The sequence below is a fragment of the Fibrobacter sp. UWB13 genome, assembly GCF_900177805.1.
GTDB lineage: Bacteria > Fibrobacterota > Fibrobacteria > Fibrobacterales > Fibrobacteraceae > Fibrobacter.
Map to the genome: position 1 here is coordinate 1,495,333 of NZ_FXAX01000001.1, position 16,751 is coordinate 1,512,083.

Sequence of the window (16,751 nt, forward strand, 5' to 3'; positions counted from 1 at the left end):
ATGAGAAAGATTTTAAGCGTTGCAGAATTTCAGAATTCAGAATGGCCGAAGCTTTTTGAAGAAGCGCTCGGCGACAACCTCGTTTCAGCATTCATTCACGGCGATTGCCTTATGGAAGGATTCTCCTCGCTGGAATCCACGTGGACCGTCAGCTTTATTCTAAAGTCCAATTCCGTCGAGGACTTGCTCCCGTTGCAGAAGCTCACAGCAAAAGCAAAGCGTGAAAACATCGAGTTCAACCATGTGTTTACCCGTTACGAAATCAAGACTTCACAAGACGTGTTCCCGCTGGAATTTTTGCATATCAAGAGCCGAAATGTAACGATTTGTGGCGAGGCGCCGCTTGCAGACTTTTACCCGAACCTCGCAGAACTGCGTATGGAATGTGAACGCGAACTGCGCGGGTTGCTCGTACATTTACGCCAATTTTTTCTTTACCTCAAGGAATACCGCAATCCGCACGAGATTTATGTGCGTTCAACAATAACGCTCCTCCCCTTGCTTTACGGAGTCTATTACCTTTCGACAGGCAAATATCCCGAAAATCACGAACAAGTTTACGAGATGTTCCCGGGCGTGCGCATTCCAAACATGACCGATGACAAAAACGTGATTATATCAAACATCAACAAGCACATCGAAGCTGTGATGACAATCGTCAATCAAGTCGATGCGATGAAAGTTTAATCCGTCGTTTTGCGGTAGGCTTTGGGCGAAACTCCGACGAGGCGCTTGAAGAATTTTCCAAAGAACGAAACGTCCGGGAAGTTCAGAATCTTGGAGACTTTCTGGATGTCTCTGGAAGACGAGCGCAACAGAACTTTCGCATCGAGCGCGATGTGTTCGTCAATCCAACGCTTGGCATTCTTCCCGGTCTGCTCTTCGGCAACGGCAGAGAGGTACTTCGGCGTAATCCCAAGTTCATCGGCGTAAAACTTCACGGAATGCTGTTCGCGATGATGTTCGACAACGAGGTCAATAAACTGCGCGAATAGCACCTGACCACGACTTTTGACCACATCCGTAGCAATAGGCTCGTCTACAATTCCAATGCACTCATACAAAAGCGCAATCAAATGATTCTTGAGAACCTGCAAACGGCAAGCGTTCGTTTCCGTCGTTTCAAACTTTTTCTTCAAAAATTCAAAGCTTGCATTCAATTGATCAAACTTAACTTTATCAAGCTGCTGTAAAGGATTTTCACGATACCGCAAAATAAGCCGCGTATTATCGTCAAAACGAATGATCAATTCATCAATCATGTTCTTGGAGCAAGCAATGCACACCGGGTCAAAATCGGCAGAAGCCATCTTGGCCCGTAACACCTGTTCCGGGAACACGACAAACAAGGCTCCCGCTTCAAGGTGATAAGTCTTAAGGTCTAGTTCTACATCCACAGAGCCGCGTTTCACCAAGAGAAGCACCGCCGCCTGAACTTTTACATAATTTTCAAGCCCGAATTCCTTAAGACTGGTAAACATGGCAATCTTATCGGGCAACACGTTTGCTTGACGCAGAAAATTCAACATCGAAAAATCCGCAGTGCGGATATTCGCATTCTTATGAAAAGGAAGGTCATTCATTATATAAACATCATAGCAAAAAGTAGAATGAATGTCAATGGATCCCCTCCCTAACGGTCGAGGATGACATTTCTAATAACTAGTAACTAAGGACTAATAACTCCATTAAAACAGTTTGTAGCTGAAGTACAGGGTGTACGCAAAGACGCCTCGGCTCATCGGTTCAAAAAATTCGGAGGAGTAAGCGGCGACCTTGGCATAAGTATCCAGGCGCCCACCAATAGAAATCTTATCCGTCAAATCGTATTCCATCGTAATATAGTTCTTCAACAACATGTCCCAGCCGTCAGCACCATAGTGCGGTAGCGAGCCCGGAATGGTATGCAGAGCATCAACCACGGTTTTCGTCTTTACACGGAAACGGTTTCCAACCAAAAGTTCCAAGCCCAACACATATTTCGCACCCATGTTGTACTGGTAATTGTCCATATCCGACTCATATTCTGGATGCACCGCCCGGATCAGGTCATCGTAGCCCATATCCGTTGTACCAAGCAATATGAAATAAATCTGGTGATACATGCGGAATCTCAATGACGGCAAAAGCCAAAGCGAAAAATCGATACCCGTTCCAAGAGAAATCGTCCCAACCGTCGCGAAGTCGCCGTAGAACGTGCTGTAATCGAGATATGTCGCAAAGTCGACCCAGTGACCACGGCCATGAACACCTGCATTCGTGAGTTTGCCCGTCACGTCAAGCTGGAAAAGCGTCCCGTCTGGACCAACTTCACCTCGAGTGTACAAATTAAAATAATCGAACGGACGCTTGACTTTCCGGAACGGCTTGCCATATTCTATTTCGGCACCGTACATGATATGCTTATCATCCCAGCGTTGGTCCAAGTCATCTTCGTTGCGGCCACCATAGCGGTAGATGTTACCAAAGTGCGAACCTGTTCCTAAAAAGATGGACATGTCCACCGGCGTATTCCCCGTAATACCATCTCGATTGCCAAAAACTTTTCTTTGTAAGTAAGCCGAGTGAGCAAAGCCAAATGCGGCAACTTGCTTGTACCAAGAAGATTCTTCAACGCCGTAAAATTTTCGCGAAAGCCTGTAAAGAACTTCACCATACACGGCACCACCAATTGATGTAGCAAGCAAGTCATTAATGGACGGGTATTCCGTTTCGGCAAACATTTCCCACGTGTAGCTTCCTAGCGCCGTAAACAACAAGCTTCCATAAAATCCGTAGCCTGCGCCACGTGCAAAGTTGTAATAAGTTGCCCCTTGGTAAGGATGTCCGTAAAAGTTAATCGCCCAATGGTTGTGGTCCCATTCCCACCCTTCTTTAAAATTGCGTTTCCAATAGCTCGGTCCTGTGCGTGCATAATTTTTATCTAGCACATAGCGGTCCCATGCCCAGATAAAGCCGTTAAAACCAAATACCTCGCCCAAGACGATAAACGGGGAAACTTCTTTAGGCTTGTCCAACGCATCGATTTCTAGCGTGTCTTCGAACGTCGTGTTCGTTATCGAATACATGACGTTAATGGAATCTTCGGGAAGCGTTTGAGACGGGACAGAAAACAAAGGAATCACGCCCTGCGAGATATCCATGCTCAATGCGGTTACAGACAAAAATAATAGCGATGACAACAGTTTGCGAAACATATCACTCTCTCTTTTTTCGCAAAAGCTAAAACTTTGTCAAAAAATTTAAAGAGGAGTCTCGACGACTCCCCTAAAGTAGAGAATGAACGACAAATATTTAAGATAAATGGTTACTTCGACTTGAGCAAATTATCGAAGTAGACGATTGTCTTTTCGAGGCCCTGGCGAAGCGGAATGGTCGGTTCCCACTTGAGAGCACTCTTCGCAAGCGAAATGTCCGGACGGCGCATTTTGGGATCGTCACCCGGTAGCGGCTTGTAGACAATCTTGCTCTTGGAACCCGTAAGCTCAAGCACTTCCTTCGCAAGTTCGAGCATCGTGAATTCGCCAGGATTACCGATGTTCACCGGTCCGATAATCTTGTCCTGATTCATCATGCGGACAAAGCCTTCGATGAGGTCGTCCACGTAGCAAAAGCTACGCGTCTGGCTACCATCACCGTAAATGGTAATGTCTTCGCCATTGAGCGCCTGGACAATGAAGTTCGAAACCACGCGACCGTCGTTCGGGAGCATGCGCGGACCGTACGTATTGAAAATGCGAACAATGCGGATGTCGACCTTGTTCTGGCGGTGGTAATCCATAAAGAGCGTTTCGGCGACGCGCTTGCCTTCGTCATAGCAGCTGCGGATGCCGATGGGATTCACGTTTCCCCAGTAGTCTTCGGTCTGCGGGTGTACAGCAGGGTCACCGTAAACTTCACTTGTAGAAGCCTGCAAGATGCGGGCTTTCACGCGCTTTGCGAGACCGAGCATGTTGATTGCGCCCATGACGCTTGTCTTGATGGTCTTTACCGGGTTGAACTGGTAATGGATCGGGCTTGCCGGGCATGCCAAGTTGAAAATGCGGTCCACTTCCAAAAGGATCGGTTCGGTCACATCGTGACGGATGAGTTCAAAGTTGCGGTTGTCGCGCAGGTGGGCAACGTTAGCCATACGACCTGTGAAGTAATTGTCCAGGCAAATGACTTCGTGACCGTCATTCAAAAGTCTTTCGCAAAGGTGACTTCCTAAGAATCCAGCACCACCAGTAACTAAACAACGCATAAAAACTCCCATAAAGCGTCTAGATGTAAAAAATATAGTAAAGGAGATGCCCGCTCAAGGCGGGCATGACAGCTAGATGGCGGGGCAATCCCGCCATGACAAATTCGAATTAAATTCTCATCGAGATGTCGAGAGCCTTGACGCTATGCGTGAGGGCACCGACAGAGATGAAGTCGAGGCCGAGCGTAGCAATCTGCTTCGCGCGTTCGAGTGTCATGTTGCCAGAACCTTCCACAAGCACCTTGTCGCCACTTTCCTTGATAATCTTCAAGGCTTCGGCCATCATTTCGTTGCTCATGTTGTCGAGCATGATGACATCGACACCCTTGTTGAGAAGAGCGCGGAGCTGGTCGAAGTTTTCGACTTCCATTTCGACCATCAAGCCCTGCTTGTTGTTCTTCTTGACAACTTCAAGAGCTTCGAGCACGCCACCAGCAGCTGCAATGTGATTGTCCTTCACGAGCACCATATCAAAGAGACCCATGCGGTGGTTGGAACCACCACCGACGCGAACGGCGTACTTCTGCAAAGTGCGGAAACCCGGAATTGTCTTGCGAGTATCGAGCACCTTGGTCTTACCGCCCTTCAAGGCTTCCTGGAACGTGTGAGCCACAGTTGCCACACCAGAGAGCTGCTGGATGAAGTTCAAAAGCGTACGTTCGCCCGTCAAAAGTTCATGAGTCGTGCCATCAAGTTCGGCAATCAGGTCGCCTTTCTTCACGACGTCACCATCATTCTTGTGGAGCGTCACCTTGGCGTTTGCCTTGAGTTCCTGGAACACGAGTTCAATAATCGGGAGGCCGGCGAGCACGCCATCTTCTTTGGCGATGAGGCGGGCATGCTGTTTCTGGTCAGCAGGAATAGTCCATTCACTAGTCACATCGCCCGTGCGAACGTCTTCCGCCAAAGCGAGGCGGATCATGGTCAAAGCATCTTCGGTTGGGAATACTGGAGTAGAATTATCGCCGTACATTACTGTGCGCCTTTTCCGGTTAAAACAACGTAAACTGTTCGTACAAGAATCTGGAAGTCCAAAAGCAAGCTCATATTCTCGTAGTAATACATATCGTACTGGAGCTTGATCTGCACATCTTCGATGCTCGTATCATAATGGTGGCAAACCTGAGCCCAGCCTGTGAGGCCCGGTTTCATCTTGAGGCGGCTGATGTAGAACGGAATCTGTTCACGGAGCTTGCCGATAAACACAGCGCGTTCCGGACGCGGCCCCACCATGCTCATGTCGCCTTTCAAAACACAAAGAATCTGCGGAAGTTCATCAATGCGGGTCTTGCGCAAGAAGCGTCCAATTCGCGTAATGCGCGGGTCCTTCTTGGTGGCCCACTGGGCACCGAACTTTTCGGCATCGGTACGCATCGTGCGGAACTTGTAGACCGTAAACGGCTTGCCATAAAGACCAATGCGTTCCTGCGAATAGAAAACAGGACCATGGTCATCGAGCTTAATCGCAATAGCAGCAAACAAGCAGACCGGGAGAGACAAAAGTCCGAGGAACAAGCCAAAAGCAATATCGATAATGCGCTTGACACGCACCTGCCAAAGCGGCATCGTAAACGCAAAAAGTTCCTGCAGTTCAAAACCGTAAACGAGGTTTGCCTTAAAGCGTCCATTCACAACGCTATACAATTCAGGAACAATATAAATGTGGAGCGGGAGTTCACAAATCCAGACGAGCACACGCATAATCTCTTGCGGAGACGTACTTTCGTGCGCAATGATAATGCCGCTGACCTTGTACTTCTTGACAAGAGCAGGCAAATCAGAATACTTGCCGAGAACCGGAACCTTCGCAAACTTTTTCGGCAAGACTTGATAGCGTTCATCGACAAAGCCCACAACACGCTGACCACGAGCCGGAGTCTTTGCCAAATCTTCAGCAATCTTTTTACCCGCTTCTGTAGCGCCAAGCACGAGGATGTTGTTCGCCCCATAACCCTTACGGAGCAAAGCCCGCAAGAAGATGTAGATGAGCATACGGAACAGGCCAACAAGCAAAATAGCAAGGCCGCCATATATAAATATCCACGGGAACCGAGATCCATAGAGATAGCCCTCGCTGAGCGGTTGGTTCGTGAAGACCTTCCCCATGAATTCAGCACCAAAAAGACAGACAATCACCAAGACCACACCAATCACGACAGCCCTGAGGACGCGCAAGACTTGGTGCGTTCTTGAAAGCAACAACCAGGAGCGATACAATCCGGCAAAGGTAAATAGAGTAAGCCACCCGATATTCAAGACTAGTCCGTACTGCCAATAGCTTTCGAACGTCTTGGTCGGGTCAAACTTATCTACAATCCAACCACTATGGAACTGAACCCAAAACGCCAAGGCGAAACAAATCGACAAAGCGGCAAAATCCGAGAGGATTAAAAGAATTCGTTCCAAAGTAGTTGCGCGAATCATATACGACCTTTAATTAAGCGAGAAAGCGGATGACCTGGCTTTTCTCAACGATTTCGGAGAGAGAGTTCACTGCGTCGACAGCCTTGGAGAGCTTGCTATCGAGAGTCTTTTCCGTAATGACGACGATGGACACCTTGCCCGGGTCGTTCACGTTCTTCTGGATAATCGTTTCGATAGAGATGTTGTTGTCTGCAAGGATCTTCGTAATCTTGGCGAGCACACCGCAAGCGTCACGGGACGTGAAGCGGAGGTAGTAGCGGGCGCTAGTTTCGGAGATCGGAACGAGCGTTGCAGAGTTTTCGACGTTGAACCAGCCCATCGGGAGTGCCTTGCGGCTGCCCTGGTCGGTAGAACGAGCGAGGGACACGAGGTCTGCCACGACTGCAGATGCGGTCGGGAGGCGGCCAGCACCGGCACCGGTCTGAACCGTTTCGCCGAGGTTGTCGCACTTGAGGTAAACAGCATTGATGACGCCGTTCACGTTAGAGAGCAAGTTAGTGTTCGGAACGAAGCACGGATGGACACGGGCGTCCACGCGGTCGCCATCGCGGTGGTAGATGCCGAGGAGCTTCACGCAGCAGCCAAGTTCCTTGGCGAATGCGATATCCTGGGCGGTAATCTTGGAAATACCGGTAACGTGAATCTTTTCGAAGTCCACGCGCTTGCCGCTGCAAAGGCTAGCAAGGAGGGCGGTCTTGTGGGCGGAGTCGATACCTTCGATATCAAAAGTCGGGTCAGCTTCAGCAAAGCCGAGCTTCTGGGCGTCCTTCAAGACGACGTCGAAGTCGAGACCTTCTTCGGCCATGCGGCTGAGGATGTAGTTGCAAGTACCATTGATAATGCAGCTGAGGCTTTCGACCGTAGAGCCAACGAAGCCTTCCTGGACGCTGCGGATGATAGGAATGCCACCGCCAACAGCAGCTTCGAACAGGACATGCAAGCCCTTCTTTGCGGCGAGCGGGAAAATTTCGTGACCGTACTTGGCGAGGAGAGCCTTGTTGGCCGTCACCACATGCTTACCGCTTTCGAGAGCAGCGAGGATCCACTTGCGCGGCATGTTGTAGCCACCAGCGAGTTCCACGAGCACGTCGATATCGTCGCCAGCAATCATTTCGTCGGCATTGGTCGAGACCTTGTAGCCCTTAGCCTTGTACGGGGCAACTTCTTCTTCGGACTTAGCGCAGATGCAAGCGAGCTGCAGTTCAACGCCAAGCTTTTCCTTATATTCGGCAATCTTCTGTTCAAGAATCTGAATGACACCACCACCAACGGTACCCGTGCCAATTAAACCAATACGCAACATATAGCGTCTCCATTTTAAATTTTACGCGCTATAATGTAGTAAAAAGTCACTCCAAAGTTTTTAACAGAGAGTCCAGACGATGGGTCATTTGCATGGCACCAGCACGGCAGAGGTGATCATCGTCATAACTCATTCCTTCCAGGTAATCATGTTCCCCCATTTTATGCTGGTCAAAGAAGGTAAAATTGCTGTATTTCTGGGTCAAAGCATCGAGTCGTTCTAGAATTTGCGGAGCATCGCTGTTACGGAGCCCATATTTTCCATAAGCATTCGATTCCTTGTAATTGGGATTCTGCGGGAACTCCACACCGATAACCTTGATATTTCTTTCAGCAGCCAATTCGATAATATCGGTCAAGTAACCCAAAGTTTCTTCAAGACGGACAAGCCCCGTATCAAGCCATCCAATATCCTTTTCGGCATGTGCACTCGACCTCCAGTCGCTACAACTGTTCAAAGGCATATACCCCCGTTCGGTCAAATTGGCAGCATACGAGGAAACCTTGGGCACATCATGCGTCATTTCCTTAAGACCTTCAGGAACGCCAGACTTCCAGAAATCGTGATTGGCATCGTAGACATACCCTTTGATTTCTGGGCTATAAAGGTAAAAGAAGCTGTTCACTTTGCCAAGCCAGAGCCTATCCAAGCTTATGCCAACGATTATATACTTCAACTTCTTAAAGTGAGGCAATACGTAATTGACCGCAATATAATGCGTACTGTGAAGATTGCCATGCGCACTAGCTAAATTTACCACGTAGAACTGATCGCTAAACAATTTGGGAATAACCCCATGATGCGATCTGGACGATCCGAAAACGACGACATCCGCAGTATCCCAATAAGTCCAGACAAGCTCCATCTTGTAGCTCCAATGCGCTTCCTGGAACTCATTGTTTTTGGCATAAAAACCTGCGCTATCCTCATCAAGTTCAAAGAATTCCACTAGTTCTTCCGAAGAACTGCTGAAGAAATCACTAGAACTACTCGATTCTCCTGAGCTGCTAGAATCATCGCTTGAAGAGCTCGATTCCCCGGAGCTACTGGAGTTTTTACTGCTGCTTGATTCTGCGCCGCTAGAACTCGAGCCTTTGCCGTCATTGCGAGAACTCGAAGAGTTCGAAGCAATCTCTTTACTACTACTGGATACTTTGCTTGAACTGGAAAGGGTCTGCTTTTTCCCCTGAATCCAGAGGTTCGGGTACCATAATTCTTCGCCTTCAACAAGATTTGTAACAGAACTATCCGCCAAGTGGACAAGAACAATCTTCGTGTGAGCTCCATCTGCATTTGTAAGAGTCGCCACAAGATTCTGGTTCACACGACCCGTTGCCCATTCGGAATGATCAAATACAAAACCCGAAGGTGCCCTCACACTTTGAACAAGATTTCCAGAGCTGTCCGCAATAAACAAATACTCGTGGACTCTGTATTTTTCGCCCACAAAATTTTTGCCAGTGCTACCACCAAAATCAAGAAAAGCCGTACGCTTACTATAATCCTTCGCAAGCGATACATTGCACGCCTGTTCCTTATTATACCAGATTTTCTCTTTTTTATAGACACGAGCACGGAGAATTTTCGACCCTGTAACCGCAAGCGACTCGTCTTCACTGATACCGCCATGGAACGAACCGTCGAACAACTTTACCGGCGTTCCGAACTTTCCATTCATAAACGGCACTTGCCAAGTACTTGCACTTTTGAAGGTACTCTCGTTAGAATTATCCCCTGCTTTGGTCACGTAGGTAATAACAGTATCTCCATTAGCGAGCACGCTCCAGCGAGGGATAGCAGCACTCTTGACATCAAGTTTTACAAGACCGGACCCCTTTGGATCCAAATTTCGGACGTAAAGCCGGGAAGTTTGGTCGATACCTTCTATACCCGTACAGAACGCCACTTTTTTCCCATCCGGAGAAATATCGGGATGATAAGCAGGAATCGTATCCACAATTTCCACTATATCTTTTTCATTTGTATAATCTATATAGTTGAGGTTGCCCGTAACCTCGTTTTTAAAGACAAGCTTTACTTTAGAAGTCTTTGTGTAATCCCACAGTTTCAGCGCTGATAAAACAATTCTAATAGGAGAACTTACTTCCTTTCCGTCTTGGTCTAAAAAAGTCGCATTAGGGATTGCGCCAAGCGCCAAACGGAACCCAACATGGTCATCATAAGTAGACGGACTTACAGGATACGTCCCCCCTCTTGAATAAAGGTTTGACGAAGATCCACCCTTGATAATACGTTCATCGGCGCCATTTGCACTGGACGCACCCGCAAAATTTGTCACGATCTCATTTTTGAAAAGACCTTTGTAGTCGTTGACAAACTCCTTCTCTTCTTCAAAACAATCCGAACATTTATCATCTTCAGAAGCTACCTTCACCCATTCAGCTTCGGTCGGGAGCCTATAGCCCATCCTATCGAGATGGAACGAAAAACCTGCAAGATTCACACAATGTCCATCTCTATCAAATTCCACACTTGAATATTCATAGACCGTATCCAAATCATCCATTTTGCTTTTTTCATTAGCAAAGAGAACAGCATCAAAAAAAGTCACATTGACTACAGGCACGCTATCCGAGCCACAATCGATGCGTTTTTCAGCAACCGACTTAAATTCACCACAAGTTACCTTATGGACATCCATCCAAAAATCATAGTCCAGCAAGACCTTCATTTCCGGAGATTCGTCTATTTTGGCACCACTCTTATTTGTTCCTAGTGTAACGGTATCTTTTGACCCTTCGACAAGCAACATTTGCCTATGAACGTCCGAAGACGGAATACCCTCGGCTGGATAACTCCCTCCATCCGAAAAACACCCCCAAAAAAATCCAGCAAAAATAAGCACCCAAAAAAGTCTAACGGTCATTTTCAATCCTTCTATGAAAAATCTAATAAAAAAACATCGTATTGCAAACATTGATTTACAACACCTAAAAAATTGGCACTTATTGAAAGCAATCCCCATTTTTTTATATTTAGGCACATGGAACAGGAAACCGTCAATCCCGCAATTGGTTCGATTCTTAACGAACAGAAATTGAAGAATATTGTGTATCCAGCCAAGCTCTTCAAAGCTAGGTTGAACGAAGAGTTTTTGCGCGCGAACCGCACCCGCAAGCCCTTCCTCTTCATCAAGATCTATTCGCACCAATATGACGTGCTTGGTTGGGGACGTCCATCTAAGATTGTCGAAAATACTTGGAAAATCAGCGTTCTCACGATGTTTTCGCACTTGCGCTTTATCGATGTACTTGGTTACCTGAGCGACAATAGCGGTATCGGCATCATCCTTTTGAATTCTGACATGAGCACACTCGAGAGTATCCGCAAGGAAATTCTCCACAAGCTCAACGATGCAGGTCTTATCCAGGCACTCCGCCACAAGCCCAAGAGTCCGATTTTCCAGGCATACCTTTACACAGGCTATCAGGAAAAGGACAACCTCGAAATGGACGATAAGCTGAAGGAATTCAACAGCACAAACGGAAGTTTCTTCACGCTGAACAGGTTGAACCTTTCTGACATCTGGGTCCACCCGCACAAGATCCGCTTCAGGCACATCATCAAGAGGATCGTAGACATCACCTGCACTTCCGCAGCATTGATTGTCCTTTCTCCGCTCCTTTTATTCTGCGCGCTCGCCGTCAAGATTAGCGATCCGAAGGGACCGATTATATTCAAGCAGACCCGCGTGGGCAAGAACGGAGCTTTGTTCACCATGTACAAGTTCCGTAGCATGTATGTGGATGCCGAAGAACGCAAAAAGGAACTCATGGCACAGAACGAGACTGGCGGCAAGACCTTCAAGATGAAGAACGACCCGCGTATTTACCCGTTCGGACATGTTCTCCGCAAGTTCAGCCTCGACGAACTGCCCCAGCTCATCAACATCCTTAAAGGCGATATGTCCATCGTCGGTCCGCGTCCGCCAATTCCGTCTGAAGTGGCTGAATACGAACCGTGGCACCGCATGCGCCTTTCCGTGACTCCGGGACTTACCTGTATTTGGCAGGTCAGCGGTCGCAGCAACATCCCGTTCGAAGGTCAGATGCGCCTCGACAACGACTATATTCGTCGCGACGGCAAGCTCGGGGACGACTTCAAGCTCATTTTGAAGACGTTCAAAGTCGTGTTCAAAGGCGACGGCGCGTACTAGGCAATAGGGATTAGGAAGTAGGAGTTAGGAATTCTGATTCGTCATGCTGAGTTCGAAAAACGAAGCATCCAGTTAATTCTAGTAATAAATTGACTGGGTCCTTTCCCTTGCAGGGTCAGGATGACGCAGGGATAAAACATTCTTGAAACTCCTTGTTACTTTTAGTATCTTTCGCTCTCGGTGTATGGTTAATTATCCGGTGTGATATAAGGAGCGAATATGAAAAAATATTTGATTTCGACGGCGTTACTCGCAGCTAGCGCCTATGCCGCAAGCGTAACAGTCGATCCAAGCGCAACAGCCCAGAAAGTTACGGGATTCGGTGGCGCAAGCGTTTACTACCAAAGCTGGATCAAGAACCTCCCCGCAGCAGACCAAGAAGCACTTTTCGATACCGCATTCACGGGTCTTAACATATCCTTGCTCCGTGTGGGTAACTGGTACCAGGACGAAGATATTACGAAAGTCCAGGACGACATCGACATCGTCAAAGCTGCCAAGACCCGCCTCGGCGACCACATGAAAATCCAGATGTCCAGCTGGTCTGCTCCGGCAAAGCTCAAGCCGAGCGGCAACTTGAACGGTAAAGTGGACGGACAAAAGATCAAGAGCCAGAACACGCTCAAGCCCTCGAACAGCGACCCGTATGGCAAATACGTCTACAGTGATTTTGCCAACTGGTGGAAGAAGAGCCTCGAAGCCTACAAGGCAGCAGGCATCTCTCCGGACTATGTTTCTCTCCAGAACGAACCAGACATGGAAGCCGATTATGAAGAAACACTCTTTGAACCGACAGAAACTAACGAAATCGCCGGTTACAAGGAAGCCTTGAACGCCGTCTATGACGCCGTGAAGGGACAGACCAAGCTAATCGGCCCGGAACCGCTCGGTATTGGCTACAGCAACTTTGAAAAGTACGCCAAGGAACTCGATGCCAACAAGCTCGATGGCTACTCCTACCATCTTTACAACGCCGGTGATGGTAACGACAACTCCGGTAACAACTACCTGGACCCGGAAAACTTCCGCAAGCCCATGAAGGCCATCGCCGACGTCTACGGCAAGGGCGACAAGCCCATCATCATGACGGAATTCTGCCCGATGCTCGACGAACCGCGCGAAAAGGACATGCTCGGCCTCGCCCAGATCATGCAGATCGGCTTTACCGACGGTCGCCTCTCCGGCTACATCGCCTGGCAACTTTTCTGGGGTTACCACTCCCAGATGATCGGCGTCTGCCCGGGTGCAGGTTGGGACCTCGATGGCTCCGGCAAGTACGTCTGTGACGATGCAGGTTTCAAGATTTTCCCGGAATACCATGCCATGCGTCACTATTCCAAGTTCGTGAATCCTGGTGCAAGCGTCATCGCCTCCACGACTGCCGAAGCTAACCTCAAGACGGTCGCCTTCCTCAGTGCAAACGGTGATTCCATCTCGACCATCCTTATCAATACGGGTAGCACCGCCATTCAGCTCGACAATCCTGCCATCACGGGCTACGGCCTCGTTACCGCAGTGCAGTCCAAGGAAAACGGTCTTAAGAGCAAGAACATTTCTGTTGCTGCATGCACCGTTCTCCCGGCACGTTCCATCACGACGCTCGTTTACAAGAAGGGTGCTGCCGCTTCTGCTGTTGCAACCTGCAAGGACGAAACAAGCGACGCTAGCTACATCGAACCGGAAATTAAGCCGAGCGCAGACGTAGTCATTGTCGATTACACGACTTCGACCGACGTTTCTGGCTGGCAGGCAATGGACGACAAGCTCTCCGCAGTTACCTACGGCACCACCGCTATTGACGGTATCGCCGGTTACGCAAGCGTTCCGCTCGCCGGTTGCGACCAGTCCGAAGAATCTTGCGGCTATCAGAACCAGCTTTTGAACATCAGCGCCGAAGGCGCCAAGGCACTAGCCTCTTGCGAAAGCCTCATCATCACCATGCATAGCCAGGGCACTTCGGACGCTTACGTGAACGTGGGCGGCGCCGCAGGCGGCAGCTGGGTCGATTACGAATACGGCAAGCCGGCTTCGGCAAGCAAGTGGAGCGAAACAAAAGTTTCCCTCAAGAAGGAAGGTGAAAACGGTTCTACCGCACTCACGTTCAACAGCGAATCTGCAGGCATCTACATTGCAAAGATTGTCGCCACGGGCTGCAAGAGCGCAAGCGCCATCAAATCGTTCCGTCAGCAGGTCCTGAACGACAGCAAGACATTGGCAATGATTTTTGACATGAACGGCAACCTCGTTTGGAAGGGTCTCAAGAGCGAAGCTCTCAACGAAAACGGAACGCTCAAGCCGAGCATCCGTCAAGGCGCCTACATTTTGAAAACAAAATCTAATGTTCAGCGCGTCTTCAAGAAGTAACGACAAACGCTATTAAAACTTAAGAACGGTCCGCGAATGCGGGCCGTTTTTCATTCATGCTTTAGCTCGGATTTACATCTGAGCATTTTATGTATTGAGCTTGAACAAGATACGCAAAAGGCACCTGGTGGCGAAACCAGGTGCCTTGGAGCTGTATTATGTGAGAATTTCTATTAGCTAAGATTCTCTAGCTGATTATTTAGCATCAACTGCAGGGTCAGTGTCAGAGACGCAGCGGACCGTGAAGGCGTAGACCTTGTTAGTCGTGTTGACTTCACTACTTGCCTTGTCCATGACAACCAAGCCATAAGCCTGCTTCACTTCATCCTCATCTTCAGTATCAGACCAGAAGTAAGCGTAATCACCCTTCATGACCTTATTGTTGTTAGCGTCGTAGTAGCCTACCGCCGTGAAATCGAAACCAACGTCATCGAAACCATATTCGTTCTCAACATTGGCACCAGCAGCCTGGAGCAGATCAAGTTCGTCCTTAGTCGGCAATCTCCAACCAGCCGGGCATGCACCAGAAGTCTGATCCTCAACGTTAAGTTTCTTGATTTCGCCTTCTGTCATGTTATTTCTGAAGTCACCTTCACCCTTTGCAGATTTCCAAGTATAGTAACGGCCTTCAGTAGCTTCGAAGTTTTCAAAGACCTTTTCTTCGAAATTAACTTCACCCATAACCTGGTCGATAGATTCAACATCATCCGTCGTAACAACCTTAGGCAGCTTGTATTCGAACGCGAGGTTTTCATTCATCCACCAGATACCGTCTACGCCCTTGAGCTGAGCATACTTATAGATACGGTTGTCACGAATATCGCAGAACTGCTTAGTCTTGTCGTACATTTCGTCACCGCACCACTTAGCATACTCGATACCTTCACAACGGTTCTTTGCGGCTTCAAGCTTTTCATAGAACGTTTTCAGCTTTGCAGCATCATAAGCTTCAAGAGCTTTACCGACCAAGTTGCCATAGAGGCTTTCCTTTTCTTCGGCAGGAGCCGGTTCGTCACCTTCAACTGGGCGAGGAGACAACTCTACACCGAGGGTACTGTAAGCATCAGCAACAGTAATTCCGCCTTCAGCATAAGAATTATCGCAGTACGACAAGACAACGTCAGTCTTTCCGTCCTTGTCCTTACCGCAGTATTCATGCTGACCGAATTCCTTGCCACCGCACTTCGGAGTAATGATGCCATTCCAGCAGAATTCACCATCCTGAATGCCACGCTTGGTAACAAACTTATAGTTACCATTTTTCAGCAGCTGGTATTCCAAGCAGAGCGGAACGATCTTATTATCGATACAGGTTTCTTCATTAAGGACATATGCCTTTCCATCGCACTTGTCATAAAGCTTGCCAAAGACGCAGAACTTATTGGCAGGATCGTAGAAATCTTCACCGCACATAGCCTTGAAGATGGTGATCGGATCCGCGTCACCGCAAGTCACTTCCACCATTCCGGTTCCTTTGTCCACACTTGTGCAGCTTACACCATCGTTACCGTCTTCGCCATTCCATACGGTACCAACAAGCGTTTCACCGCAGAACATCTGGATACCTTCCTTACCGTTCTTTTCGTCCTTGATGGTCTGAGCAGTACAGCTGGTACCATCTTCACCGTTGATACCGTCGGTACCATTGGTACCATCGGCACCATTCTTACCGTCCCACACGACACCGGAGGTTCCGTCATCGCACTCCATCTGAAGGCCCTTTGTGCCATCCTTGGCTGCGGTTTCCGTGACAGAGCACTTCTTATTTCTAAGAATGGTTTCGGTAGATCCGCAAGTAATCTTAATGCCGTCAGTTGCTTCAGAAGTCGTGCAAGATTCACCGGCAACACCGTTTTTCAAGACACCAACTTGCTTGCCACCGCAAAGCACAGAATAGCCATCGGTAATAGCTTCTACAGTACAGCTAGCGCCGTCCTTACCTGTAGCACCGGTAGCACCTGTTTTACCAGTTTTACCCGTTGCACCGGTAGCACCAGTAACACCCTGCTTACCCGTTGCACCATTCTTACCGTGTAACAAGACGCCTACAGAATCCCCTCCGCAAAGCACCTTATAGCCACTGTCATCTTTCAATGACTTGACTTCGCAGCTTGTACCATTCAAGCCGTTAGTTCCATTAACACCGTCTGTTCCATCTTCGCCAGAACATGCGATGAGACCAAACATGAGTGCGGCACAACCCGCAACACTGAGGTTCTTGTATTGCATAATATGCTCCC

The 16,751-nt window shown here is 48.5% G+C and carries 11 protein-coding genes; 3 read left to right on the forward strand and 8 right to left on the reverse strand.

Annotated elements, in window-relative coordinates; all coding sequences use genetic code 11:
* A complete protein-coding gene (locus B9Y77_RS06270; RefSeq protein WP_073423283.1) occupies positions 1-687 on the forward strand; it encodes a hypothetical protein in 687 nt (228 codons plus the stop codon).
* Here B9Y77_RS06270 and B9Y77_RS06275 read toward each other — a convergent pair.
* The 7 genes from B9Y77_RS06275 to B9Y77_RS06305 form a co-directional block, all read right to left on the reverse strand.
* The gene (locus B9Y77_RS06275) at positions 684-1,529 is read right to left on the reverse strand and encodes a helix-turn-helix domain-containing protein (protein WP_244536441.1); all 846 of its coding nucleotides are present in this window, start codon (positions 1,527-1,529) and stop codon (positions 684-686) included. The two genes, B9Y77_RS06270 and B9Y77_RS06275, sit on opposite strands and share 4 nt — an antisense overlap.
* Positions 1,530-1,688: 159 nt before the next feature.
* A complete protein-coding gene (locus tag B9Y77_RS06280) occupies positions 1,689-3,197 on the reverse strand; it encodes a DUF3943 domain-containing protein (protein WP_085490869.1) in 1,509 nt (502 codons plus the stop codon).
* Between the two features lie 110 nt (positions 3,198-3,307).
* Positions 3,308-4,243, reverse strand: a complete 936-nt coding sequence (locus tag B9Y77_RS06285; RefSeq protein ID WP_073423286.1) for a UDP-glucuronic acid decarboxylase family protein — start codon at positions 4,241-4,243, stop codon at positions 3,308-3,310.
* A gap of 109 nt (positions 4,244-4,352) precedes the next feature.
* Positions 4,353-5,216: a carboxylating nicotinate-nucleotide diphosphorylase gene (nadC, locus tag B9Y77_RS06290; protein ID WP_085490870.1), complete on the reverse strand. Its 864-nt coding sequence runs from the start codon at positions 5,214-5,216 to the stop codon at positions 4,353-4,355.
* Complete coding sequence (locus B9Y77_RS06295) at positions 5,216-6,667, reverse strand: sugar transferase (RefSeq protein WP_085490871.1); 1,452 nt, start codon at positions 6,665-6,667, stop codon at positions 5,216-5,218. The genes nadC and B9Y77_RS06295 overlap by 1 nt, the downstream gene beginning before the upstream one ends.
* Positions 6,668-6,680: 13 nt before the next feature.
* Positions 6,681-7,970: a homoserine dehydrogenase gene (locus tag B9Y77_RS06300; RefSeq protein ID WP_073423289.1), complete on the reverse strand. Its 1,290-nt coding sequence runs from the start codon at positions 7,968-7,970 to the stop codon at positions 6,681-6,683.
* A 46-nt stretch (positions 7,971-8,016) separates the two neighbouring features.
* The gene (locus B9Y77_RS06305; RefSeq protein WP_085490872.1) at positions 8,017-10,857 is read right to left on the reverse strand and encodes a TIGR02171 family lipoprotein; all 2,841 of its coding nucleotides are present in this window, start codon (positions 10,855-10,857) and stop codon (positions 8,017-8,019) included.
* 117 nt (positions 10,858-10,974) lie between these two features.
* On the opposite strand from B9Y77_RS06305, the gene B9Y77_RS06310 reads away from it, so the two are divergent.
* Both B9Y77_RS06310 and B9Y77_RS06315 read left to right on the forward strand, forming a co-directional pair.
* Positions 10,975-12,147 (forward strand): sugar transferase, encoded by a 1,173-nt coding sequence (locus B9Y77_RS06310; RefSeq protein ID WP_073423291.1) that lies wholly within the window; start codon positions 10,975-10,977, stop codon positions 12,145-12,147.
* A 219-nt stretch (positions 12,148-12,366) separates the two neighbouring features.
* Positions 12,367-14,511 (forward strand): glycoside hydrolase, encoded by a 2,145-nt coding sequence (locus tag B9Y77_RS06315; protein WP_085490873.1) that lies wholly within the window; start codon positions 12,367-12,369, stop codon positions 14,509-14,511.
* 195 nt (positions 14,512-14,706) lie between these two features.
* On the opposite strand, the gene B9Y77_RS16295 is transcribed toward B9Y77_RS06315, so the two are convergent.
* On the reverse strand, positions 14,707-16,740 hold the full coding sequence (locus B9Y77_RS16295; protein WP_085490874.1) for an FISUMP domain-containing protein: 2,034 nt from the start codon (positions 16,738-16,740) through the stop codon (positions 14,707-14,709).
* Between the last annotated feature and the right edge of the window lie 11 nt (positions 16,741-16,751).